The 22,220-nt window shown below is 73.3% G+C and carries 21 protein-coding genes and 1 pseudogene; 7 read left to right on the forward strand and 15 right to left on the reverse strand.

Annotation, left to right across the window (positions count from 1 at the left end):
• Positions 1–3: 3 nt before the first annotated feature.
• From ACFYYB_RS32150 to ACFYYB_RS32190, 9 genes and pseudogenes are all read right to left on the reverse strand, one after another.
• Positions 4–1,146 carry a GNAT family N-acetyltransferase gene (locus ACFYYB_RS32150; RefSeq protein ID WP_389439785.1) on the reverse strand — a complete coding sequence of 381 codons (1,143 nt, stop codon included), beginning with the start codon at positions 1,144–1,146 and terminating at the stop codon, positions 4–6.
• The gene (locus ACFYYB_RS32155) at positions 1,143–1,856 is read right to left on the reverse strand and encodes a lipopolysaccharide biosynthesis protein (protein ID WP_389439787.1); all 714 of its coding nucleotides are present in this window, start codon (positions 1,854–1,856) and stop codon (positions 1,143–1,145) included. The genes ACFYYB_RS32150 and ACFYYB_RS32155 overlap by 4 nt, the downstream gene beginning before the upstream one ends.
• Before the next feature lie 299 nt (positions 1,857–2,155).
• Positions 2,156–3,301, reverse strand: a pseudogene (locus tag ACFYYB_RS32160) (glycosyltransferase); the annotation flags it as partial.
• Positions 3,298–4,074: a polysaccharide deacetylase family protein gene (locus ACFYYB_RS32165; RefSeq protein ID WP_389439789.1), complete on the reverse strand. Its 777-nt coding sequence runs from the start codon at positions 4,072–4,074 to the stop codon at positions 3,298–3,300. The gene ACFYYB_RS32165 and the pseudogene ACFYYB_RS32160, both read right to left, overlap by 4 nt.
• Entirely contained in the window at positions 4,064–5,743 is a 1,680-nt protein-coding gene (murJ, locus tag ACFYYB_RS32170; RefSeq protein ID WP_389439971.1) for a murein biosynthesis integral membrane protein MurJ, read from the reverse strand. Before murJ ends, ACFYYB_RS32165 begins: the two co-directional genes overlap by 11 nt.
• Positions 5,744–6,171: 428 nt before the next feature.
• Entirely contained in the window at positions 6,172–7,599 is a 1,428-nt protein-coding gene (locus tag ACFYYB_RS32175) for an O-antigen ligase family protein (RefSeq protein ID WP_389439791.1), read from the reverse strand.
• A 3-nt stretch (positions 7,600–7,602) separates the two neighbouring features.
• Positions 7,603–9,201 carry an exopolysaccharide biosynthesis polyprenyl glycosylphosphotransferase gene (locus ACFYYB_RS32180; protein ID WP_389439793.1) on the reverse strand — a complete coding sequence of 533 codons (1,599 nt, stop codon included), beginning with the start codon at positions 9,199–9,201 and terminating at the stop codon, positions 7,603–7,605.
• A complete protein-coding gene (locus ACFYYB_RS32185) occupies positions 9,198–10,448 on the reverse strand; it encodes a glycosyltransferase (RefSeq protein WP_389439795.1) in 1,251 nt (416 codons plus the stop codon). Before ACFYYB_RS32185 ends, ACFYYB_RS32180 begins: the two co-directional genes overlap by 4 nt.
• 19 nt (positions 10,449–10,467) lie before the next feature.
• Positions 10,468–11,589 (reverse strand): DUF3344 domain-containing protein, encoded by a 1,122-nt coding sequence (locus ACFYYB_RS32190; RefSeq protein ID WP_389439797.1) that lies wholly within the window; start codon positions 11,587–11,589, stop codon positions 10,468–10,470.
• A gap of 174 nt (positions 11,590–11,763) precedes the next feature.
• Between ACFYYB_RS32190 and ACFYYB_RS32195 the strand changes: the two genes are divergently transcribed.
• The 5 genes from ACFYYB_RS32195 (at position 11,764) to ACFYYB_RS32215 (ending at position 14,832) form a co-directional block, all read left to right on the forward strand.
• Entirely contained in the window at positions 11,764–12,018 is a 255-nt protein-coding gene (locus tag ACFYYB_RS32195; protein ID WP_389439799.1) for a chaplin, read from the forward strand.
• A 117-nt stretch (positions 12,019–12,135) separates the two neighbouring features.
• Positions 12,136–12,546: a rodlin gene (locus ACFYYB_RS32200; RefSeq protein WP_112451357.1), complete on the forward strand. Its 411-nt coding sequence runs from the start codon at positions 12,136–12,138 to the stop codon at positions 12,544–12,546.
• A gap of 241 nt (positions 12,547–12,787) precedes the next feature.
• Positions 12,788–13,021 (forward strand): chaplin, encoded by a 234-nt coding sequence (locus ACFYYB_RS32205; RefSeq protein ID WP_388498117.1) that lies wholly within the window; start codon positions 12,788–12,790, stop codon positions 13,019–13,021.
• 121 nt (positions 13,022–13,142) lie between these two features.
• Positions 13,143–14,309, forward strand: a complete 1,167-nt coding sequence (locus ACFYYB_RS32210; protein ID WP_389439802.1) for a chaplin — start codon at positions 13,143–13,145, stop codon at positions 14,307–14,309.
• A gap of 175 nt (positions 14,310–14,484) precedes the next feature.
• Positions 14,485–14,832: a hypothetical protein gene (locus ACFYYB_RS32215; protein WP_389439804.1), complete on the forward strand. Its 348-nt coding sequence runs from the start codon at positions 14,485–14,487 to the stop codon at positions 14,830–14,832.
• 86 nt (positions 14,833–14,918) lie between these two features.
• Here ACFYYB_RS32215 and ACFYYB_RS32220 read toward each other — a convergent pair whose 3' ends face one another.
• Both ACFYYB_RS32220 and ACFYYB_RS32225 read right to left on the reverse strand, forming a co-directional pair.
• The gene (locus ACFYYB_RS32220) at positions 14,919–15,158 is read right to left on the reverse strand and encodes a chaplin (RefSeq protein WP_327306287.1); all 240 of its coding nucleotides are present in this window, start codon (positions 15,156–15,158) and stop codon (positions 14,919–14,921) included.
• A gap of 156 nt (positions 15,159–15,314) precedes the next feature.
• Complete coding sequence (locus ACFYYB_RS32225; protein WP_389439806.1) at positions 15,315–15,869, reverse strand: hypothetical protein; 555 nt, start codon at positions 15,867–15,869, stop codon at positions 15,315–15,317.
• Between the two features lie 278 nt (positions 15,870–16,147).
• Here ACFYYB_RS32225 and ACFYYB_RS32230 point away from each other — a divergent pair, with 278 nt between their 5' ends.
• Positions 16,148–16,558, forward strand: a complete 411-nt coding sequence (locus ACFYYB_RS32230; protein WP_327306285.1) for a rodlin — start codon at positions 16,148–16,150, stop codon at positions 16,556–16,558.
• A gap of 151 nt (positions 16,559–16,709) precedes the next feature.
• Here ACFYYB_RS32230 and ACFYYB_RS32235 read toward each other — a convergent pair whose 3' ends face one another.
• The gene (locus ACFYYB_RS32235; RefSeq protein WP_389439809.1) at positions 16,710–17,351 is read right to left on the reverse strand and encodes a vitamin K epoxide reductase family protein; all 642 of its coding nucleotides are present in this window, start codon (positions 17,349–17,351) and stop codon (positions 16,710–16,712) included.
• A 192-nt stretch (positions 17,352–17,543) separates the two neighbouring features.
• Between ACFYYB_RS32235 and ACFYYB_RS32240 the strand changes: the two genes are divergently transcribed.
• Entirely contained in the window at positions 17,544–18,314 is a 771-nt protein-coding gene (locus ACFYYB_RS32240; protein WP_389439811.1) for a DUF6227 family protein, read from the forward strand.
• A 30-nt stretch (positions 18,315–18,344) separates the two neighbouring features.
• On the opposite strand, the gene ACFYYB_RS32245 is transcribed toward ACFYYB_RS32240, so the two are convergent.
• The 3 genes from ACFYYB_RS32245 to ACFYYB_RS32255 are packed head-to-tail and all read right to left on the reverse strand — an operon-like array spanning position 18,345 to position 22,092.
• Positions 18,345–20,384, reverse strand: a complete 2,040-nt coding sequence (locus ACFYYB_RS32245) for a fructose-specific PTS transporter subunit EIIC (RefSeq protein ID WP_389439813.1) — start codon at positions 20,382–20,384, stop codon at positions 18,345–18,347.
• Complete coding sequence (gene pfkB, locus ACFYYB_RS32250) at positions 20,381–21,334, reverse strand: 1-phosphofructokinase (RefSeq protein ID WP_389439814.1); 954 nt, start codon at positions 21,332–21,334, stop codon at positions 20,381–20,383. The genes ACFYYB_RS32245 and pfkB overlap by 4 nt, the downstream gene beginning before the upstream one ends.
• Positions 21,331–22,092: a DeoR/GlpR family DNA-binding transcription regulator gene (locus tag ACFYYB_RS32255; RefSeq protein WP_389439815.1), complete on the reverse strand. Its 762-nt coding sequence runs from the start codon at positions 22,090–22,092 to the stop codon at positions 21,331–21,333. Before ACFYYB_RS32255 ends, pfkB begins: the two co-directional genes overlap by 4 nt.
• Between the last annotated feature and the right edge of the window lie 128 nt (positions 22,093–22,220).

Here is a 22,220-nt window from a genome sequence, read left to right on the forward strand (position 1 = left end):
GGGTCATCGGACCCGCAGTTCGTTGAGCCGCGCCCGCCAGTCCCTGGCGGCCGGCAACGCCTCCCGCAGTACGTCCACCGCCCGCTCGCGCCCCGTCACCTGCGACTCGTGCAGTCGCAGCAGGGGCGCGAGCGCGGCCGTGGCCAGCAGGAAGCGCTGGTTGACCACCGTCCGCGGCCGCCAGTGGTTCTTGTACGGTTCGTTCCCGCGCAGGAAGCTCACCACCGGGCGTCCCTCGGCGAGCGCGCGGGTGGCCTCGTAGCGCAGCAGCAGCGTGGCCACGTCCACCTTCCGGTCCCGCAGGTCGGGATCGGCGCCGTAGAGGTAGCCACCGCTGAGCGCGCCCGAGAGCAGCGTCAGGTTGGCTGCCACGACCTTCCCGTCGAGCCGGAACTCGGCCAGCCGGCCCTCCCCGGCACGCACCATCCGCCGCGTGGCCCGGGTCAGGTGTTCGGCGAAGCGGGGCTTGAGGTGTTCGGGGGTCACCCCGCGGCCGCGCCACTGCTTCTCGTGCAGCCGCAGCAAGGTCCTTACGGCGCGCGGCACTTCCTGCTCGGTGACCTCGTGCTCCTCGATCCCGGCCGCGTCGGTCTTGCGGAGCTTGGCCCGCACCCGCTGGGCGCCGGAGGCCGGCATCCGCTTGACCAGCTCGTCGAAGGGCATGGCGGGCAGCTCCATGCAGGTGGAGTCGGTGAGCTTGCTGGCGATCCCCGGCCAGGCCGCGTACACGGCTTCGACCGCGGCCCCGGGCCGCACCTCGCGCAGGTCGACGACCGCGCCCCGGGCGGCCCGGTACAGGCCGTTGGCCAGGGCCGGCACGACCTGGTCGGCGTACCGCTCCGCGACGAGCACGTCGAAGTAGTCGGTGATGCCTCCTCCGAGGGGCACGAGCAGCGGCATCGGCCGGTGTACGAGCATCAGCGCGGCCGCGCCGACCAGCTCCTCCCCGCGCCGCACCAGGACGATGCGGAGCCGGCCGTCCTTGCCGTAGGACAGCCACCAGGAGTGCAGCCAGGCATGGCTCTGGAAGGGAGTGGCGGTGGGACAGGCGCGGACGAGCCGGTTCCACTGCTCCTCCAGCGCGGCGAACTGCCGGGGATCGCGGCACAGCGTCACCGACAGGGCCCCGGCGGAGCCGGAGGTCATCGCACCGACTCCTTCTCCTTGGCCGCGGCCGGCTCGCCCTGCGCGGGCAGCGAGGCGTACTCCTCCGCGGCGGGCTCCGTGATGATCTCCACCGCGTCCGAGGCGGTCTCCTCGCCGCGCCGCCGGGCGGCCGTCGGCCGGGCCAGCAGCCACAGCCCGCCCAGCAGCCCGCCCGCGCAGAGCCCGACCGCCCCGCTGAGGGCGGGCGACGCGGAGGCGGGGTCGCTGGGCGCGACGGCCTGGTTGAAGAGGAGCAGCTGCACGCCGGTGTTCTTGGCGGCCGTGTTGCTGCTCAGCGACAGGGCGTCGGCCACGGCGTTGGCGATGTCGGCGGCCTCGCCGGCGCTCTTCGCCGTCCCGGTGATGGCGATCATCGGGGACTCGGGGGAGGTCTCGGCGCGGACCTGGGTCCGCAGCTTCTGCACGCTGATGCCCGCGCGGGGCTGGGCGTACGCGAGGGTCGAACTGCTCGTGGCGATGCGGGCGTAGGCCTGGGCGAAGCCGAGGGCGGTGGCCGGCTCGGTGGTGTCGTCGGGAACCGCGACGACGTAGCTGGTGGCGGCGTACTCGGGCGCCTTGAGCACCCCGTACGCCCCGCCCCCGGCGAGCCCCAGCACCGCGGCGGCGGGCAGCGGCCACCACACGGGCGGCGACAGCAGCCGTACCCGGCGCCGGTGGGTGGACTTCTTCTGGTCGGCGGTGTCCGCCATGTGCGTACCTCTTTCCTGGTGACGGGTGGTGTGGTTCGGGTCCTTCTCCGCGGACCCCTGCGGGGGCCGGCTCAGCCGGCCTCTCCGCCCAGGGGCGTCGCACGGTCCGAACCGGCCGGGGCCGGATCCAGACCGGCCGAGCCGAGATCCAGCCCCTCCCGGGGGCCCCTCCCAGCGGTGGCCGGGGGAGTGTGAGGAGCAGGGGTCCGGGGGCTGGTCCCCGGCAACGGCGCCGCGCCCTGCGGCCCCGCCGGGGCGGCGCCCCGGGGTCCGCTGCCGGGAGCGGGCAGCGCCCCCTCTGCCCGGGACCCGGCCGGCGAGCCGGCCATCGCGAGGTCGTACACGCGGAGCAACTGCTCCGCGCTCCGCCCGATGTCGTAGCGCCGCACCACCCCGGGCGGCGGCAGCCGCCGGACGCCGGCCTCCATGTGCCCCCGCAGCGCCGCGACGAGTTCCTCCGTGCCGGTGCCGATCCGCCGCGCCCCCGGCGCCTGCGCCGCGGGCAGGTCGTCGATCGCCGGGCAGGTGACGTGCAGCACCGGCAGCCCCGCCGCCAGCGCCTCGATCACCGCCAGCCCGAAGGCCTCCTCCCGCGAGGGGGACACGAACACGTCCATCGCCGCGAGCAGCGCGGGAATCCCCGGGGTCCGCCCGTCGGTGCTGTCGCCCAGTGGATCCCGCTCCCCCAGCAGATGGATCCGGCTCTGCGCCCCCAGCTCGGCGGCGAGCCGGCGCAGCGCGGCCCGCTCGGGCCCGTCCCCGGCCAGCAGCAGGTGCGCGCCGGGCAGCGCCGCCACCGCCCGGACCAGGACGTCGAAGCGTTTCCCCGGCACCAGCCGGCCGACGCCGCCGACCACGAAGGCCCGTTCGGGCAGTCCGGTCCGGGTCCGGGTGGCCCGCCGTACGCCCTCGTCGAAGCGGAACCGCACGGCTTCGATCCCGTTCGGGACCACGTGCACCCGCCCGGCCGGCACTCCCCAGGCCTCCAGGCGGGCCGCCACCGTGTCCGACACGGCCACGGTGGCGGCTCCCAGCCGCTCGCTCGCCAGGTACAGGGCCCGTACGCCGCCCGTGAGCGGCCGGCCCTCGATCTCGCCCGCCCCCAGGGAGTGTTCGGTCGCCACGCTGACCCGCACGCCCGCGAGCCGCGCCGCGAGCCGCCCGTACACGCAGGCCCGGTACAGGTGCGTGTGGACCATGTCGTAGCGGCCCCGGCGGATGAACTTCACCAGCTTCGGCATCGCCCCCAGGTCGCGGTTGCCGCGCATCCCGAGGTGGACGACGCGGACCCCGTCCGCGCGCAGCCCCTCCGCGACCGGCCCGGGGTTGGTCAGCGTCAGGACGTCGCAGCGCATCGGCATGTGCCGCAACAGCAGCCGCAGTTGCTGCTCGGCGCCCCCGACGCCGAGTCCCGTGATGACGTGCAGCACCTTCCCGGGGCTCACAGGTGCACCGCCCGGCGCAGCTCCCGCACCTGGTGGCGCACCTGCTTGATGCGCAGCCGCGGGCCGCCGTCGGCCTGGCTGATGTGCGTACGGGGCATCGCGTGGGGTCCGGCGAGGCGGCCCGGGTCGATGGCGCAGGCGTAGCCGTACCCGGCGGCCCGGGTCGCGGCGACGACCCGGGCGTCGAGGTGCCCGTACGGGTAGCAGAATCCGGCGGGCAGCGTCCCGGTCAGCTCCCGGATCAGCTCGCGGCTGCCGCGCAGCTCCTGCTGCAGTACGTCGTCGGGGGCCGCGGTGAGGTCCTGGTGGAGCAGCCCGTGCGAGCCGATCTCCTGCCCGGCGGCGGCGACTTCGCGGATGCCCTCGGCGGTGAGGAGGGGCTTGCGGGGGCCCAGTGGGTCCCAGACGTTGTCCACGCCGAGCCGCCCGGGCAGCACGAAGAGGGTGGCGGTGCAGTCGTAGCGGCGCAGCAGCGGCAGTGCGCGGGTCAGGAAGTCGCTGTAGCCGTCGTCGAAGGTCAGCCCGACCAGGCCGGCGTCCCGCCCGGCGGCGCGGGCCCGCAGCAGCTCGCCGACGGACACCCCGCGCAGCCCGCGGGAGCGCAGCCACAGCAGCTGTGCCTCCAGCGCGTGCGGGGTGACGGTGATGCCGTACGGGTCCTCGGCGGGATCGGTGAACTCGGCGACGGAGTGGTACATCAGGACCCACGGCGATGCGCCGCGGCGGGCGGTGACCGCCGCGGCGGGGCGCGCCGTTTCGGTGTCAGCGGACATTGCGGAACCTCTGGGTGAGCTGGGAGGTGAGGTGAGCGGTGAGCTGGGCGAGCTGGCCCGGCAGGGCGGTGACCTCCAGGGCCCGTATGGCCATGCCGGTGGCGCCGAACATGGCCGGGACCAGCAGGCAGCCGAGGGCGGCGCTGACGAGCGGGTCGGGGATCATCGGTCCGGCGATCCAGCCGGTGGCGCAGGCGGCGAGGGCCGCGACGGAGAGCCGGCCGATGCTGATGGCCACCCGGCGGACCTGGATGGCGATGATCCGCGAGCCGAGTCCGGTGAGGAGCAGTGCGGCGGTGGTGGAGATGCCGGCGGCGTTGGCGGCGGCGATCCCGTAGATGCCCCACCAGCCCACGGCGAAGGCTCCGGCGACGATGTTGACGAGGAGTCCGGAGCCCATGGCGAGGGCCGGGAACCAGGTGGGCCGGGCGGTGGAGAAGAAGGGCCGCGAGAGCGCCCCGACGAGGCAGTGGCCGAGCAGGCCGAGCCCGTAGACCCGCATGACGGAGGCGGTGGCCTCGGTGTCGGCGTGGGTGAACGCCCCGCGTTCGAAGAGCACTTGGATGATCTGTGGGGCGTACCCGATGACGAGCGCGGTGCCCATGAGGACGGCGAGCGAAGCGAGCGCGAGGTCCCGCTCGACCCGCCTGCGGGCCTTGTCCCGCTCCCCGCCGGCCATGGCCTGGGCGACGACGGGGAAGGTGACGGTGCAGATCATGAGGGAGAGCACCATCGGCATCTGCGCGACTTTTTGGGCGTAGTTGAGGTGCGAGATGGCGCCGGGCGGCAGCGAGGCGGCGAGGAACCGCTCGACGAGGACCTGGGACTGCCGGAAGACGGCGAAGAAGATGACTGGTGCGATCACCCCGAAGGCGATCAGCGTCGGCCGGTCCCGGTCCCGCTGGCAGCGCGGTGCGCCCTTGGCGCGGGGCGGTCCGAAGCCCACGTTGCGGATGAAGGCGGGCAGTTGGACCAAGGCCATCAGCACTCCGCCGACGGCGACCCCGGCGGCCGCGGCGCGCACTCCCCACAGGGCGTGCAGGGCGACCATGGTCCCGATGATGCCGACGTTGTACGACACGTAGATGGCCGCGGGCGGCACGAAGGAGCGGTGCGCCCTGAGGGCGGCGCTGAAGTAGCCGGCGATCCCGAAGGACAGCACGGTCAGGGCGGTCATCCGGGTGCATTCGACGGCGAGCCCCGGGTCGGGCAGCCCCGGCGCGAGCACGCCCACGACGAGCGGCGCGGCGACGACGAGCACGGAGGCCACGGCGGCCAGGAGCACCAGCAGCCGCGGCAGCGTGGCCCCCACGAGGAGCCGTACGGGATCCTGCGCGCGGGCCTCCTGGCGGGTGAGCCCGGCCCGGCTGGCGGCCCGGCGGGCCAGGGCGTGGCTGAAGGCGGGCACCATCAGCAGGGCCATGGCGTCCTCGATGAGCAGCGTCGAGGCCATCTCGGGGACGGTCCAGGCGATGAGGAAGGCGTCGCTGTCGTGGCCGGCTCCGAAGAGGTGCGCGATGGTCTGGTCGCGGACCAGCCCGAACACCGCCCCGGCGGCGGTCAGCCCGGCGGTCACGGCGGCCGCCTTGGCGAGCGCCCCGCCGATCCCGGACCGGGCCCCGTCGGCCGTCGCGTCGGGGTCGCCACCCCGGCGCCCACCCCCCGCCATCCGGCGCGGGCCGCCGTCCCGCGCGGCCGGGGCACCCGGATCCCGGCCGTTCCCGGCCCGTACGGACCCGGCCGCCGCGGTGCCCAGTACGGACCGGCGCACGGCCTCCGCCTCGCCCGGCGACGCGCCCGGCGCCGCGGTCCCGACGGCCCCGGCCCCGGACCCGGCAGGCCCGTCGAGTCCCGGGACCGGGCGGCCGGTGGCCACCACACGGCCCGCTCCGGCGTCGCCTGCGGGGACGGGAACGCCCACGTGCGCGGCGCCGCGTCCGGCGGACAGCGGTCCGCCCGAGGCGGCCACGCGGCTCGCGCTGTCGGCTGGACCGGTGGTCTGCGCGGCCGGGGCCACCGGCGGGTGCGGCGGACGGCCCGCAGCCGCGGCGACCTCGGTCGCCGCGGCTGCGGGCCGCCGCCAGGGCGTCGTATCCGTCACCGGCCGGCCGCACCCTCAGGGACCGCGGCCCGGCCGGGCGCGCCCGGCCCACGGCCGGAGGCCGCGGCGGCCCGGCCGCCGGAGGCGAGCTCGCCCGTCCCGCCCCCGGAGGGAAGCGCCCACCAGGCCGCCAGCCCGATGATCACTCCGGTCAGCACGGTCGACGGGCCCCCGATGTCCGCGTAGAGGAAGTCGGTGAGCTGCCACACGAGCAGGCCGATCGCGACCAGTCCGCAGTCCCGCACCGCGCCGGAGCCCGACAGGCACCGCCGCAGGCCCGCCACCAGGACGGCCAGCCAGCCGCCCGCCAGGGCGATCAGCCCGATCAGCCCCTGCTCGCTCAGCACCAGCAGGTACATGTTGTGCGGGGAGAGCAGCGGCTGGCGGACGTACCCCTGGCCCGCGCCCGCGGTGTCGCTGCCGGAGGACAGCGCCAGCCCGGAGTGCGAGTCCCGGTTGGCCGGGAAGCCCTTCAGCCCGACCCCCACCGCGGGCCGCTCGCGCCACATCGACCCGGCCGCGTCCCACATCGTGTAGCGGTCGGTCACCGACTGGTCGGGGGCGTCGGAGACCTGCGTGATCGAGGTCAGCCGCTCCGCGACCATCGCGGAGCCGACGCCGAACCCGCCCACGAGGACCACCCCGACGGCGGCCAGCGCGAGCAGCACCTTCAGGGCCCGCCGGATCCCGGCCAGGGCCATCACCAGCCCGGCCGCGGCGAAGGTCGCGATCCACGCGCCCCGGCTGAAGGACAGCACCAGCGGGAGCACCAGGACCAGCGCGGCCGTGCCCGAGGCCCGCCGGACCCGCGCCGGCAGCCCCGGAGCCAGCGCTCCGGCCGTCGCGACGATCAGGCCGTAGGCCACGACCGTGGCCATGCCCATGACGTCCCCGGGTCCGAAGGTGCCCACGGCGCGGATGTCCTCGCCCTGGTAGGAGGCCCCGGTGTGGGTGGCGAACTGCACCACGCCCACCGCTCCCTGGACCAGTGCCAGCACCACGAAGCACCCGGCGGCCAGCCGGAACTCGAAGGCGTCCCGCACCAGCAGCACGATCGCCGCCGGGACCAGCACGAACACCTGGAGGTAGCGCACGAACCCGGGCAGGGCCGCGTACGGGTCCCCCGCGGTCACCGTCGAGACGGCGAGCCCGACGGCCGGGAGGCCGAGGACGAGCACCCCCAGCGGGCTCAGCGGCCGGACCCGGCCCCGCAGGGCCTGGACCCCGCAGACGAACACGAGCAGCAGTGAGGCGGCGTCGGCCGGACCGACCTTCCCCGAGGCGCTCGCGTCACCCGCCGGGACGGGGATCAGGAGGGCCAGTACGGTCGCGGCGAGCGGCAGCAGCGGCCAGTGCCGGCGCAGCAGATCGGCGGTGTCCGGGCGTGACCATGAGGTCGGTGACGTCGGTGCGGCAAGGCTCATGCTCTAGCTGCCCCCCAGCCGGAAGCGGAAGAAGGAGGCCGCGGTGCGGGCCAGGATCCACAGGTCCTGCCACAGCGACCAGGTGTCGATGTAGTGGTTGTCGAAGCGGGCCCGGTCCTCGATGGAGGTGTCCCCGCGCAGCCCGTTGATCTGGGCGAGCCCGGTGATGCCGACCGGCATCCGGTGGCGGGCTTCGTACCCCGGGTGCACGCTGCTGAACTTGGCTACGAAGAAAGGCCGTTCGGGACGCGGACCGACCAGGCTCATGTCGCCCCGGACCACGTTCCACAGCTGCGGCAGCTCGTCCAGCGAGGACTTGCGCAGGAAGGAGCCGATCGGGCTCATCCGGCAGTCGCCGGCCACCGTCCAGCGGGTCGCGGACTCGTGCGCGTCGGCGCGCAGGGTGCGGAACTTCAGCAGGGTGAAGGGGCGTCCGTACAGGCCGACCCGCTCCTGCCGGAAGATCACCCCGGGCCCGTCGGCGACCCGTACGGCCAGCGCGCAGGCCCCCATCACGGGGGCGGCGGCGAGCAGCGCGATCGCGGCGAGCGAGGAGTCGATGACCCGCTTCGCGTACCGCTCGACCGGCCGGCCCGGACGCGGCAGCAGCGGCTGGACGGCGTACCCCCACAGCTGGTCGGCGGGCTGCGCGACGCGCATCCCGGTGACCTTGGCGGTGCCCGCCGGGTCGGCGAGCCAGAGCCGGCACCCGTGGTCGTGGAAGAGCCGCACCAGGGAGGCGGTGCGTTCGTCGGCCTCGGGCGGGCGGGTGAAGACGGCGTGCCGGACGGAGTTCTGGATGACGGCCCGCCGGATGTCCTCATGGGTGGCGAGTACGGGAACTCCCGCGTCCCCCTCCCCGTCGGTCCCGGTGTCCGCGAGCCCGACGGGGCGCAGTCCGTACTCGGGGCGCCCGTGCAGGGCGGCGGCGACCGCGCTCGCCCCGGCGCCGGGTCCGACGACCAGGGCGGAGGCGGGGCGGCGGGCGCGGGTGCGGCGACGGAGCTGGTTGACGAGGCCGCGTCCCGCGCAGGCCAGGACGACCTGGACGCAGACGGCGCCGAGCAGCGCGCTCCAGCCCAGGGCCTCGCCCGGGGCGGTGGCGGCCAGCACGGCGGCGGCCCCGCACCACAGGGCGGCGGACCGCCCGGCGAGCGCGGGCAGTTCGAGGAGCGCGGAGGGGGCGAGCCGCGGCCGGTACAGCCCGGCCTGCGCGTGCAGCGCGACCAGGGCCAGTGCGAGGGGAGCGGCGGCCCCGAGGGGCAGCTCCGTCCCCGGCAGGGCCGCCACCGTCGCGGTGGCGGCGAGCGCGTCGGCGGCCAGCAGCGGGGCGATCCCGTCCCGGCGGCGCACCCGGCTCGGCCGTACGGTGGCCCGGGCGCGGTCGGCCTTGGGTCCGCGCGGGGGGTGGATCGCGGTCACGGAACGGCGCACGGCGCCGGTGCCGGTCCCGGAGACCGTGCCGGTGGCCGTACTGGTGGCCGTACTGGTCGCCCCGGCGCCGCTGGTGGTACCAGAGATGCCGGTGATGCCGGTGATGCCGCCGGCGGGCCCCGTACCGCCCTGCCCGGTGTGCCGGGCGGGTGCGCTGTCCATCGTCATCGGCTGATGCGCTCCTGGTTCAAGGGCCGGGGCCTGCCCAGCAGTTCGTGATACAGACCGGTGACCGCGTCCGTGGTGCGCCGCACGTCGAATTCCATCCGCGCGTGCCGCTCCGCCTGCTCCCCGAGTGCGGCAAGCAGCCGCGGCTCGGCGAGCAGCCCGCCCAGGGCCTTGGCCAGCGCCGTCGGGTCCTCCGGTTCCACCAGGCACAGCCGCCCCTGGCCGGGCGGAAGGCTCTCGCGGGCACCGCTGACGTCGGAGACCAGGACCGGTCGGCCACAGGCCATGGCTTCGAGCGGGGCGAGCGCCATGCCTTCCCACCGCGACGGAAGTACAACGAGATCGGCGGCCCGAAGCCACGGCCGGATGTCGAAGGCGGCCCCCGCGAAGTGGACCGAGGGCGGGGCGCCACGCCGCAGCCGTTCCATGTCGGGGCCGTCCCCGACGAGCACGAGACGGGCCCCCGGAACGGCTCCGAGCAGCTCAGGCCAGGCCCGCAGCAGGACGTCCTGCCCCTTCTGCTGGCAGAGCCGGCCGACGCAGACGGCGAGCGGTCCGTCCCCCAGGAAGGCCGCGGGCAGCGGCAGTTCGGCGCGCGCCCGGGCCTTGTCCTGGACGGGGTCCGGGCCGCCGGGGCGGAAGTGGCCGAGGTCGACGCCGTTGCGGATCACCGACCAGCGGGCGGCGATCCCCTCGGACTCGCCGGTGCGGCGTTCGGCCTCGCTGACGCAGAGCACCCGGTCGGCCCAACGGGCCCCGAAGCGCTCCCAGCGCAGCGCGAGCGCGGCGGTGGCCCCGCCCACGGCGTCGAAGGACCAGGCGTGCGGCTGGAAGACGGTCGGGACGGCCCCGCGCACGGCGAGCCGCCCGGCGAGTCCGGCCTTGGCGCTGTGGGCGTGCAGGATGTCGGGCCGGACCCGCCCGATCAGGCGGCGCGCGCCGAGCACTTCGGCGGCCAGGCCCGGCCCGGGAGCCCGCCCGGCGCGCCAGGTGAGCACCTCGGCCCCGGCCTCGCGGGCGGCGTCGGCGAGCTGTCCGCCGCGCGGGCAGCCGACGAAGGTCCGCAGGCCGGCCGCGGACTGGGCGCGTACGAGGTCCACGACGACGCGGGCGACCCCGCCCTCGACCGGCTGGACGAGGTGGAGGACGACCGGAGGCCGGGACGGCGAGGGAGAGGGAGAGGGATCGGGAGAATCGTGAGAATCGGGAGAAGGGGATGCGGAAGGAGAGGAAGGCTGCGTGGGCACGTGGAGTGGTCTCCTGCGTTCAGCGGCGCGCGTCTGTCTGAACGAAGAGCACACCGAGGAAATGACCCTGGTTTTCGCCCGTGAACCCGAAGGTCAGGCTGCGGGCACCACCGGACAGGGCGGGGCTCAAATCGAACACGTCCGCGTCATATCCGAGGTTATTCATATGTTCGGGCTGTCGCACGAACGAGTGATCGCCGAATTCCGTGATCGTGGAATTCATAACATCATTAAAAGGATTTTCTCCGTCACTGAGGCTGATCCGGCGACCGCTGTCGGCGGTCACCGTGAGTGAGTCCCCGAGCGTTCCGCGGTCCCCGTCGTACGCGACCACCCCGGCCCGCCCCCGCGCTCCGGGCGCCGCGTCCAGGCCGGTGAGCTCCACCGTCTCGCCCGCCGCCTCGCCGGCCCCCGCGGCCAGCCCTTCGAAGCCGTCCCAGATCGAGACCCTGCGCACCGGCTCCTGCGGGTGCTCGTAGGCCACCACCAGCGTCCAACCACCCCAGGCACCCGCGTCCGAGTGCCCCATGGCGATGTTCAGCTGGGCCACCGTCCACATCCCGGCGCCGCCCTTGCGGACCAGCGGGGTCACGTCGGCGGAGGCCTGGTAGGCATCACCGGCCGCATCGCTGCGGTGCCCGATGGCCGTGTCGGCCAGCACTTCCTTGTACGCGCCGCCCGGCTCGGCGACGAGCACCCGGCCGTTGTCCTCCGGCGGCTTCTGTTCGCCGACCCGCAGGTTCCCGCCCCAGTACAGCCGGGCGTACGAGACCTTCGCGCCCGCCGGGACCTTGAGCTCGGCCCGGGTGGAGTTGTAGGTGTCCGGGTCCTTGTCGACCTCGTCGTAGAACATCTCGTAGTCGCCGTTGGTCCCCGCCGCCCCCTTGTTGACCGCGGCACACGGCTCGGCCTGCGCGGACTCCTCCTTGCGGCAGCCGATGGAGGAGTTCGAGGCCCGGACGAGGCCCCCGTGCTGCACGGCCTGGTAACGCTGGGTGAACGGCACCCGGGGCGCCTCCTTGACCAGCGGCCCCCGTCCGCCCGGCGGGGCGGCGGCGGCCCCGGCTGCGGGGACGTTCACCGAAAGTGCGAGGCAGGACAGCAGACCGAGCGTGCCGAGGATTCTGCGGGAGGAACCCATGACCCTGTCTCCATTTTCGATCAAGGGGACAAAACAGGAGTGAACTTTGTCAGAAGTCGGGAGGGAAATCACGCCGGACTCGCCCGTACGGCCTTTTGGGCGATAACACGCACCCTGGAGACGGGCGGGTCGTTATGGCTTGCACCATTGTTCGAACAGAAAGGAAAAAGCGAGATGAAGAAGAGGCTGGTGCGCGGCACCACCCTGGCGGTCGCGAGCACCGCGCTGCTGATGGGCGGCGCGGGCCTCGCCTCCGCGCACGGCGACGGCGGCGCGACGGCGAACGGCTTCACCGGTGAGTCCCCCGGCGTCCTGAGCGGCAACCTGCTCCAGGTCCCGGTCCACGTCCCGGTGAACGTCTGCGGCAACACCGTGAACGTGATCGCCCTGCTGAACCCCTCGTTCGGCAACACCTGCGTCAACGCCTGACGTCAACCGTGCCGCCCGAAACTTCGGCATCCGAGTGAATACACGCAACCCGAACCGCGGTTGCGCCGTTGATCCCGGTGCTTGAGTAACGGGCAATCCTGCAAAAAAGGGACCATCATGATCAAGAAGTTTGCGGCCGGCGCAGCGGTTGCCGCCTCGTTCGTCGGTCTGGGTGCCGCCATGGCCCCGCAGGCCATGGCCATCGGCAACGACCACGGCATCAACACCGTGAACGGCAACGGGGCCTCGCAGATCTACGGCAACCAGGCCACCTACGGCAACATGAGCCCGCAGATGGCGCTCATCCAGGGCTCGTTCAACAAGCCCTGCATCGCCCTGCCGGCCAAGGCCAACGTCCAGTCCGTCCTGGCTCTGGTCAACGTCGGCGTCCAGGACATCCCGGTCCTGTCCAGCCCGCAGAACCAGCAGTGCACCGAGAACTCCACCCAGGCCAAGGGCGACGAGGCTCTCTCGCACATCCTCAGCAACATCCCGGTCCTGTCCGGCAACGCCTCCGCCGGCAGCTGACAGCGCCGCGCCGGTTGACACAGCACCGCGCCAGTGGGGCCGTCGCACCTTCGGGTCGCGGCGGCCCCGCCGCATGTCGGGACTCGAATAAGGGCGCGGAAAAATCCGGCCACAATTCAGGACGCACAGGCATCTGAGTGAATTGTCCGGAGGCGCGAAAAAATCCGCGGTTTCTTTTCCCGGACCCACTCGTTGTTATTTCTGCAGCGGATAGACCTCTGCGGGAAGGAAACGAAAACAAATGACGTACAAGAAGGCAGTGGTGCTGGCCGCCGGCATTCTGATGGCCGCCGGTGCCGCCTCCCCCGCCATGGCCGACTCGGCGGCCGACGGCAAGGCCGTCGGTTCCCCGGGCGTCCTGTCCGGCAACGTGCTCCAGGTCCCGGTCCACGTCCCGGTCAACGTCTGCGGCAACACCGTCAACGTGATCGCCCTGCTGAACCCCTCGTTCGGCAACACCTGCGTCAACGCCTGACGAAGCGCCTGTGCCCGCAAGGGCAGACCTCCTCGGGGTGGCCTCGGAGTGCACGGCGGTGCACTCCGAGGCCACCTTCGATTCAGCACCGGCCGCAGGGCCGGTAGACAGGGAAGGACCCATGCGACAGGTACTGAGCCGACAGGTACTGGGCAAGGGGGTGCTCACCGCGGCCGCCGCGTCCAGTCTGCTGTCGATCGCGACCGGCGCGGCCTACGCACAACCCGGGGCGATGGCCGAGGCCTCCCATTCACCGGGCGTGCTGGCCGGCAACAGCGTCTCGGTACCGATCACCTTCACGCCGAACGTGTGCGGCAACACCGTGGACGCCGGAGCGGGCCTCAACCCCGCCATGGGCAACAACTGCGCCACCACGACCGGATCCGACGCCGGCCACGACTACGAGCGCTACCTCAGCCCGCAGCAGGCGGAGCAGGTCCGCCGCTACGTCGATCGGCAGGATCGGCACGAGCAGCAGGAGCAGGGCGGCTACGGGGACCGCGGACCCGAGCAGCACGGCGGCTACGGCGAGGACGGACCCGGGCCGCAGCGCGGCCACGAGGACCACGGACCCGGACCGCAGGGCGGCTACGGAGACTCCGGCGACTCCGGCGAGGAGGAGTGCGACGACCACCCCGCCCCGGAGCGGCCCGAGCCCCGGCCCCAGCACGAGTCGCAGCACGAGCAGCCGCCACACGCCGAGCACCCCCCGGCGCCGGCCCCGCAGCACGCGCCCCCCGCGCCGCAGCCGCTGCCCGCGCCCGAGGCGGAGCACCCGGCTCCGGCTCCCGCGCCCGCGCCCGCTCCCGTAGAGCAGGCACCCGCGCCACAGCCCGAGCCCGTACCGGCGCCCGCACCGGTCGAGGAGGCCCCGCAGCCGCTTCCGGCGCCGGCCCCCGCCCCCGCGCCCGTAGTGGAGGAGGCTCCGCACACGCTCCCCGCTCCGGCACCCGTGGAGGAGGCTCCCGCGCCGATGCCCCCGCACGGCAGCCAGGTCGTGGAGCACCCGGCCCCGGTAGTGCCCGCGGTCGACCAGCCTCCGGCGGCCCCCGCCGGTGACCTGCCGGTCACCCTGCCCCCGGCACCGCTGCCCGCCCCGGCTCCCGCACCGGTTCCCGCGCCGGCACCCGCCCCCGAGGCCGTCCCCGTCGCGGCGGTCCCCGCGGCCCCCGCGCGGCAGGAGCTGGCCGCGACCGGTGCCGGACAGCCCGGCGCCGCGGCGGCCCTGGCCTCGGCCCTGATCCTGGGCGGCGCCATTCTGTACCGCAGGTCACGGAACGCCGCCTGACGGCAATACCGGTAATCAGAAAAAATATCGGCCGGAGAGTCCCTTGTCGGATTCTCCGGCCGTTGCCGTGTTCGGTTCCGCGTTTCCGTGGCGCCGGGTAATCGTTAACCAGGTCGAAAGTGGCGCGACGGTCGCCACTGGCCGCCATTGGACACCCCTGGAAGAGGATTTTGAAATGAAGCTCTCGAAGGTCGCCGCAGTCGTCGTCGGCTCCGTCGCCGCCCTCGGCGCCACCTCCCCCGCCTTCGCCGCCACCGAGGCGCCGGCCGTCCCCATGAGCCTGACCAGCGGGCTGACGGCGGTGACCGACTCGGTGAACCCGGTGTCCGCGGCGCTGCCCCAGACCGTGGGCAACGGGCTGGCCGAGCAGGGCGAGAGCGTCGAGAAGGTCGTCACCACCGTCCAGAAGGTCAACGAGGTCCGCAACGACGCTCCGGCCGAGGTGATGCACCTCGCCAACGGGGCCACCCAGGCCTCCCCGCTGCTCGGCGGGGTGAAGCTCAACGGCGGCAGCAAGCACTGACGGGTCCGTCCCGTTCTCCCGCCGACATGACTGTGGGCGCCACCGGCGAGGCCGGGGGCGCCCACAGTCACGTGGTGTGCCGAACGTCAGTCGTTGACGCAGACGTTGCCGAACGCCGGGTTCAGCGCACCGATCACGTTCACGGAGTTGCCGCAGACGTTGACCGGGACGTGGACCGGGACCTGACCCAGGTTGCCCGAGAGGACACCGGGGGAACCCACGGCCGCGCCCTCGGCCGACGAGTCGGCCATAGCGGAGCCGGCGGCACCGGCCGCAGCGAGACCAGCGGTGGCCAGGACCAGGGCGGCCTTCTTGGCAGTGTTCATGGGAAGTGCACCTTCTCTTCGATGTTCTGCCCCGATTCCGGGGCTCACATCGAGCGAAACGGTCCACCATCCCAGACGACACGGTTCCGCACGCGATCAGACCTGTTCAGCCCAATAGTCGTAACCGCGTGCGGGTCCGTGTACGGATCCCGGTGCCTACGGAAGGAACTCCGCGAACGAGGGGATCTTCGGGACGAGGCCCGCCGGTGTCCCGGGCACCGCCGGCACGGCGGGCGCCGCGGCCGCGGGCGGGGCCGCGGGATCGGAGACCGGGAGCGCCGGTACGCCGGGGATCTCGGGGATCGGGACATCGGGGATCGGGATGTCGGGGATCTCCGGCACCGCGGGAACCGCCGGTACCGCGGGTACCGCCGGAATCGCCGGGAGCTGCAGGTCCGGGAGGCCGGGGATCGCCGGGATCGCCGGCAGGGCCGGGAGCGTGGGCAGTTTGATCTCGGGGATCTTGATCCCCAGGTCGCCCAGGCTCTTGGTCAGACCCTCCAGGATCTTGGAGACGGCGGCGAGGGCGTCCTCGACGGGACCCGCCTTCGCCACCCTCTCGCTGATCTCCTGCTGGGCGGCCGCCACCCGGTTCGCGGCGGCACCGGCACCGTCTGCGGCGCTCGCGGGAGCCGCCGCGCCGGAGAGTATGGCGACCGCCAGGGCCGACGGGACGAGGACGCGGATGCGGGAGGCCTTGGTGCGGTGCATGGGTGTTCCTTCTCGTGGTCGCTCAGAAGCGGACCCGAGCGATCCGCTTCCTTACCCACCGTGCGAACGGGTTCTACGGAGCGCAACACGAACACGGGCCCCCCGCGCCGCTCCGGGGTGCGTACGGGCTTCGCGCACGCGTCCGGGGGCGGCTCACCCCACTCGGGGAAAACCTGACCGTGGACAGGCCGTTTGAGTGAAGCAGCGGAACCAACCACCAAAAGAACAGTTGATCAGGGCGCTCCACTAGCGGGCACTCGTGCGACAAAAGGATCAAGATGCTCAAGAAGATCATGACTGCTGCCGCGGTCACCGCCGCCGCCGTCGGCGCGGGCGCTGCTGCTGCCGCCCCCGCCATGGCGATCGGCAACGACAACGGGATCAACACCGTCAACGGGAACGGTGCCGTGCAGGCCTACGGCAACCAGAAGACCCACGGTGACATGAGCCCGCAGCTCGGAGTCGTCCAGGGCACCCTGAACAAGCCCTGCATCGGCCTGCCGGCCAAGGTCAACGCCCAGTCGCTGGTGGCGCTGCTCAACATCGGTGTCCAGGACATCAACGTCCTGTCCAACCCGCAGAACCAGCAGTGCACCGAGAACTCCACCCAGGCCAAGGGCGACGAGCCGCTCTCGCACATCCTGGACAACATCCCGGTCCTCTCGGGCAACGTCTCCCAGGGCAGCTGATCTCCGCTCCCGATCTACGCTCCGGGACCCCGTGGTCCACACGCCCGGCGCCCGTGGAGCGACGCGTTCGAAGAAGCGGTGTGAAGTCGTGAAGTGACGAGGGCCCCGGCAGCGTCCAGCTGCCGGGGCCCTCGTGCGTCGTCCGGCCGCCTCAGCCGGTCCAGAAGTCCCACCACCGGGTCAGGATGAGCATCCCGATCACGCCGGTGTGCAGGACGGGCGGGGCCCAGCCGAAGTCGGCGAAGAAGTTCCGTACCGGCGCGGGCGCGGGCAGGATCCCCGTGCGCACGGTGTGCGCCGTGACCGCCCAGAACATCACCAGGGTGGCCGCCCAGGTCAGGCAGCACCACAGGCAGAGCGCGTTGATCTCGTAGAGCGACTGGACCATGAGCCAGGAGCAGAATCCGACGCCGAAGAGCATTCCGGCGTTCAGGCCGAGCCAGAACCAGCCGCGGTGGCGGGCCCCGGCCAGCAGGCCGGCGCCGACGCACACGACCGCCCCGTAGGCGACCAGGCCCAGCATCGGGTTCGGGAAGCCGAAGGCCGCCGCCTGCTCGCTCTTCATCACGCTGCCGCAGGAGACCACCGGGTTGAGGCTGCACGCGGGCTTGAAGTCCGGGTTCTCCAGCAGCAGGAACTTGTCCAGGGTGATGACCCAGGCGGCCAGCACCCCGGCGGCCCCGGTGATCAGCAGCAGCCAGGCCAGCGCACGGGGGGCCGCGATCGGTTCAGCGTCCTTGCGGTTGTGGGGCCGGGCCTGCTGGCGGGGGACTCCCACGGTATTTGTTGCCATACGGTCATGCTCCCGCCCTTGTGCCCGCTATCAGGCCCAACCATGCTCATCGACATGGAGGTTGACCTGAAGGGGTGGCTGGAACCCCCGGCGCTTCCCGGACGTTTTACCGAACCCCGGACGTGATGTCAGACCCAGGGGCTACGTTGAGCTTCCGCGAAGTGACAAGCTGCGACGGCCTGGAGACCCACCTTGAGCGATCCGCACGAGACCACCGAGGCGCACCTCGGCCGACTCCTGGGCCGCGCCCTCAACTCCTTCGACCTGCCGGACGAACTGGTCGAGCGGCTGGGCACCGCGCTCGCCCACAGGTCCTCGCTCCACACCACCCGCCGCGGTCCCGCGGCCGGACCGTGGCGGGAGATACACCGGCACGCCTACCTGCTGTCCGACGGCGACTCCGTGGTCCTGTGGGAGCTGGCCCACCGTCAGGACGACGGCCTGTCCATACGGTACGAGGTCTTCGCCGGCAAGGCGGAGACCTGCCTCGCGGCGGCCCGGCTCTTCGGCGAGGTCCCCTCGCAGGTGGCGCGGGACCTCGTGGAGGTGACGGTCGAGGAGGACCCGGAGAGCGACATCGCCGTGCTGAGCGCGCTGTTCACCAACCCGACCCCCGCCCAGCGGCACCGTGAGTACGCGGTGGAGGAGTCCGCGGACCACGCCCGCCGGGTGCTGCGCCGCGCGGAGAACCCGGACCGGCCGGGCGAGCAGGTGGCCCTGCTGCTGCGGTCGGCCTACGCGCACCAGATCACGCAGGTGTTCGGCACCCGGCAGTGCCTCGCGGACGGGCGGGACGCCGGCTTCAGCCTGTACGAGCACTCCTTCGTCCTGCTGGACGGGAGCGAGTTCAGCCTGTGGGAGGTCGAGCACACGGTGACGCCGGACGGGCGGCACATGTGCGAGGTCTACGAGACCGAAACGGCCGCGCGCGGAGCCATGGAGCTCCGCGCGCGGGTGAGGTGACGGGGACCGGGACCGGGACCGGGAAGTCGGTCAGGCGGCGACGGTGACCTTCGCCGGGTCCGGCAGGGGCGCCGCTTCGGCGGGCGTGTCCTGCTTGCGCATCCCCTTGAGGAGGATGACGAGGCCGGCGCTGGTGGCCGTACCGGCGGCGATGGCGATCAGGTAGAGCAGCGGGTTGCCGATCAGCGGGATCACGAAGATGCCGCCGTGCGGGGCCCGCAGGGTGCACTCGAAGGCCATCGAGAGCGCTCCGGTGACCGCGCCGCCCACCATGGAGGCCGGGATCACGCGCAGCGGGTCGGCCGCCGCGAACGGGATGGCGCCCTCGCTGATGAAGGAGGCGCCCAAGAACCAGGCGGCCTTGCCGTTCTCGCGCTCCGTCTTGGAGAAGAGCCGGCCGCGGACCGTGGTGGCCAGTGCCATCGCCAGCGGCGGCACCATGCCGGCGGCCATCACGGCGGCCATGACCTTGAGGCTGCCCTCGTTGGGAGTGGCGAGGCCGCCGATGGCGAAGGCGTAGGCCACCTTGTTGAGCGGGCCGCCGAGGTCGAAGCACATCATCAGGCCGAGGATGACGCCGAGGATGATCGCGTTGGCGCCGGAGAGGCCCGACAGCCAGTCGGTGAGGGCCTGCTGGAGCGAGGCCACGGGCTTGCCGACGACCAGGAACATCAGGAACGCGGTGACGGCCGAGCCGATGAGCGGCAGGACGACCACGGGCATGATCCCGCGCAGGGCCGTGGGGATCTTCACCTTCTGGACCGCGAGGACCGTACCGCCCGCGATCAGACCGGCGATCAGACCGCCGAGGAAACCGGCGTTGATGGTGAGGGCCACGGCACCGCCGACGAAGCCGGGGACGAGGCCGGGGCGGTCGGCCATGCCGTAGGCGATGTAGCCGGCCAGTACGGGGACCAGGAAGCCGAAGGCGAGGCCGCCGGTCTGGAAGAGCAGCGCGGCCCAGCTGGCGGCCTCGGTCCAGACGAAGTGCTCGGCGACCGAGGGGGCGTTGTTGATCTCGTAGCCGCCGATGGCGAAGGCCAGGGCGATGAGGAGGCCGCCGGCGGCGACGAAGGGGACCATGTAGCTGACGCCGGACATCAGCCAGGTACGGAGCTTCGGGCCGTAGCCGTCCTGGTCCTCCCCGGCCTCTTCCACCGGGGTGGGCGAGGCGGTGGACACCTCGCCCCGGGCGGCCTTGTCTCGGGCCTCCTGGAGGAGTTCCGCCGGGCGGTTGATGCCGGCCTTGACGCCTACGTCGACGATGGGCTTGCCGGCGAAGCGGGCCCTTTCCCTGACCGGGACGTCGTGGGCGAAGACGGCCGCGTCGGCGGCGGCGATGGTCTCCGGGGTGAGCTTGGTGAAGCCGGCCGAGCCCTGGGTTTCGACGGTGATCTCGATTCCCGCCTCGGCCGCGGCCTGCTGGAGGGACTCCGCCGCCATGTAGGTGTGGGCGATGCCCGTGGGGCAGGAGGTGACCGCCACGATGCGGAACGGCTGCCCTGCGGGGCCTTCCCCCACCCCGCCCCTTCCCGGCTGTGCCGCATGGTGCGGCTCCGCCGCGCGCGGGGCTCCGCTCCCGGACCCCTGCTCCTCAAACGCCGGAGGGGCTGGATTGGGCGGAGCCGGCTCTTCGCCGGCCACCAGTGCCGCCGCTTCCGCCGGAGTCGTGGCCGCGCGGAGGGCTGCCACGAAGTCAGGGCGCATCAGGCGGCGGGCCAGGGTGGAGAGGATCGAGAGGTGGGCGTCGTCCGCGCCCGCCGGGGCGGCTATCAGGAAGATCAGGTCCGCCGGGCCGTCCGGGGCGCCGAAGTCGATGCCCGACGGGGAGCGGCCGAAGGCCAGGGTGGGGGCCGTCACGTGGGTGGAGCGGCAGTGGGGGATGCCTATGCCGCCCTCCAGCCCGGTCGGCATCTGGGCCTCGCGCGCGGCCACGTCGGCCAGGAAGCCGTCCAGGTCGGTGACCCGGCCCAGCGTCACCATCCGTTCGGCGAGGGCACGTGCCGCCCCCTCCTTGGACTCCGCGGACAGGTCGAGGTCGACCAGGTCACGGGTGATCATCTCGCTCATCGCTCGTCACTCATTTCGGACAGAGGGAGGTCCAGGGGCAGGTCCTGGGTGACATGGACCGCGTCGGGCCGCAGGTCCGAGGGGGCCGGCATGAGGCTGCCGGGAAGCTGGACCGCGGCAGCGCCGTGGGCCAGGGCGGAGGCCAGGGCCGCAGGCCCCGTACCCCCGGCGATCAGGAAGCCGGCGAGGGAGGCGTCGCCCGCGCCGACGTTGCTGCGGACCGAGGAGACGGCCGCCGTGCCGTAGTAGGTGCCCTCCTCGGAGACCAGGAGCTGGCCGTCCGCGCCGAGGGAGGCCAGGACCGCGCCCGCGCCCAGCGAGCGCAGTTCCTCCGCGGCCTTGAGCACGTCGCCGAGGGTGGCCAGGGGCCGCCCGACCGCCGCCGCGAGTTCCGAGGCGTTCGGCTTGATCACGTCCGGGCGGGCCGCCAGCGCCGAGAGCAGCGCCGGGCCGGAGGTGTCCAGGGCGATGCGGGCGCCCGCGGCGTGGGCCCGGGTCACGATGTCGGCGTACCACTCGGGACCGAGGCCCCGCGGGAGGCTGCCGCAGCAGGCGATCCAGGCGGCGCCGCCCGAGCAGGTGCGGACCGTTTCCAGGAGCAGCGCCGACTCCTCGGGGGTCAGCTCCGGCCCGGTGGCGTTGATCTTGGTGAGGGTGCCGTCCGGTTCGGCCAGGGAGATGTTGGAGCGGGTCTGGCCGGCGATGGAGACCGCCGTGACGTCCACGCCCTGGGCGCCGAGGAGTTCGGCGATCATCGTGCCCGGCGTGCCGCCGAGCGGGAGGACCGCCGTCGTACGGACGCCCGCGGCGGCCACCGCGCGGGAGACGTTGACTCCCTTGCCCCCGGGGTCGACCCGGTCGGCGGTGGCGCGCAGCACCTCACCGCGGTCCAGCGAGGGGACTTCGTAGGTCCGGTCGAGGGAGGGGTTCGGGGTGACGGTGAGGATCATACGAGCACAACTTCCGTACCGGCGGCCTCGATCGCCGCCTTCTGAGCGGGGTCGAGCCCCGGGTCCGTGATGAGGAGGTCGACCTCCGCGAAGGAGCCGAAGCGCGCGAAGTGCTCCTGGCCCGCCTTCGCGGAGTCGGCGAGGAGGACGACGCGGCGGGCCGCCGCCATCGCGGCCCGCTTGACGGCGGCCTCGGCGAGATCGGGAGTGGTCAGGCCACCCTCGGCCGTGAAGCCGTTCGTCGCGAGGAAGAGGACGTCCGCGCGGATCTCGGCGTAGGCGCGCAGGGCCCAGGCGTCGACGGCGGCGCGGGTGCGGTGGCGGACGCGCCCTCCGACGAGGTGGAGGTCGATGCCCGTGTGGTCGGCGAGCCGGGCGGCGACGGGCAGCGCGTGGGTGACCACGGTGAGCGCGGAGTCGACCGGGATCGCGGCCGCGAGGCGGGCCACCGTACTGCCCGCGTCGAGGACGATGCTGCCGCCCGCGGGGAGTTCGGCGAGCGCCGCGGCGGCGATGCGGTCCTTCTCGTCGGCCGCGGTGGACTCGCGCTCGGTGAGGTCCGGCTCGAAGTCGAGGCGGCCGGCCGGTATGGCACCGCCGTGCACCCGCCGCACGAGCCCGGACCGGTCCAGGGCCTTGAGGTCGCGGCGCACGGTCTCGGCCGTGACCTGGAACTGGTCGGCCAGGGACAGGACGTCGACCCGGCCCGCCTCGCGGGCGAGGCGGAGGATCTCCTGCTGGCGCTCCTGTGCGTACATGTGGTTTCAGATCCGTTCGATGCCCGACTCTGTGGGTTCTTTAGGATCGTACGCCCGTTTGCGCCTGAAAACAAAAGAAACGGGCATGCCCGCCAACAGAAGCGGACATGCCCGGCCCCCTCGGTCTC

The sequence above is a fragment of the Streptomyces sp. NPDC002886 genome, from assembly GCF_042888445.1.
Classification (GTDB): Bacteria; Actinomycetota; Actinomycetes; order Streptomycetales; family Streptomycetaceae; genus Streptomyces.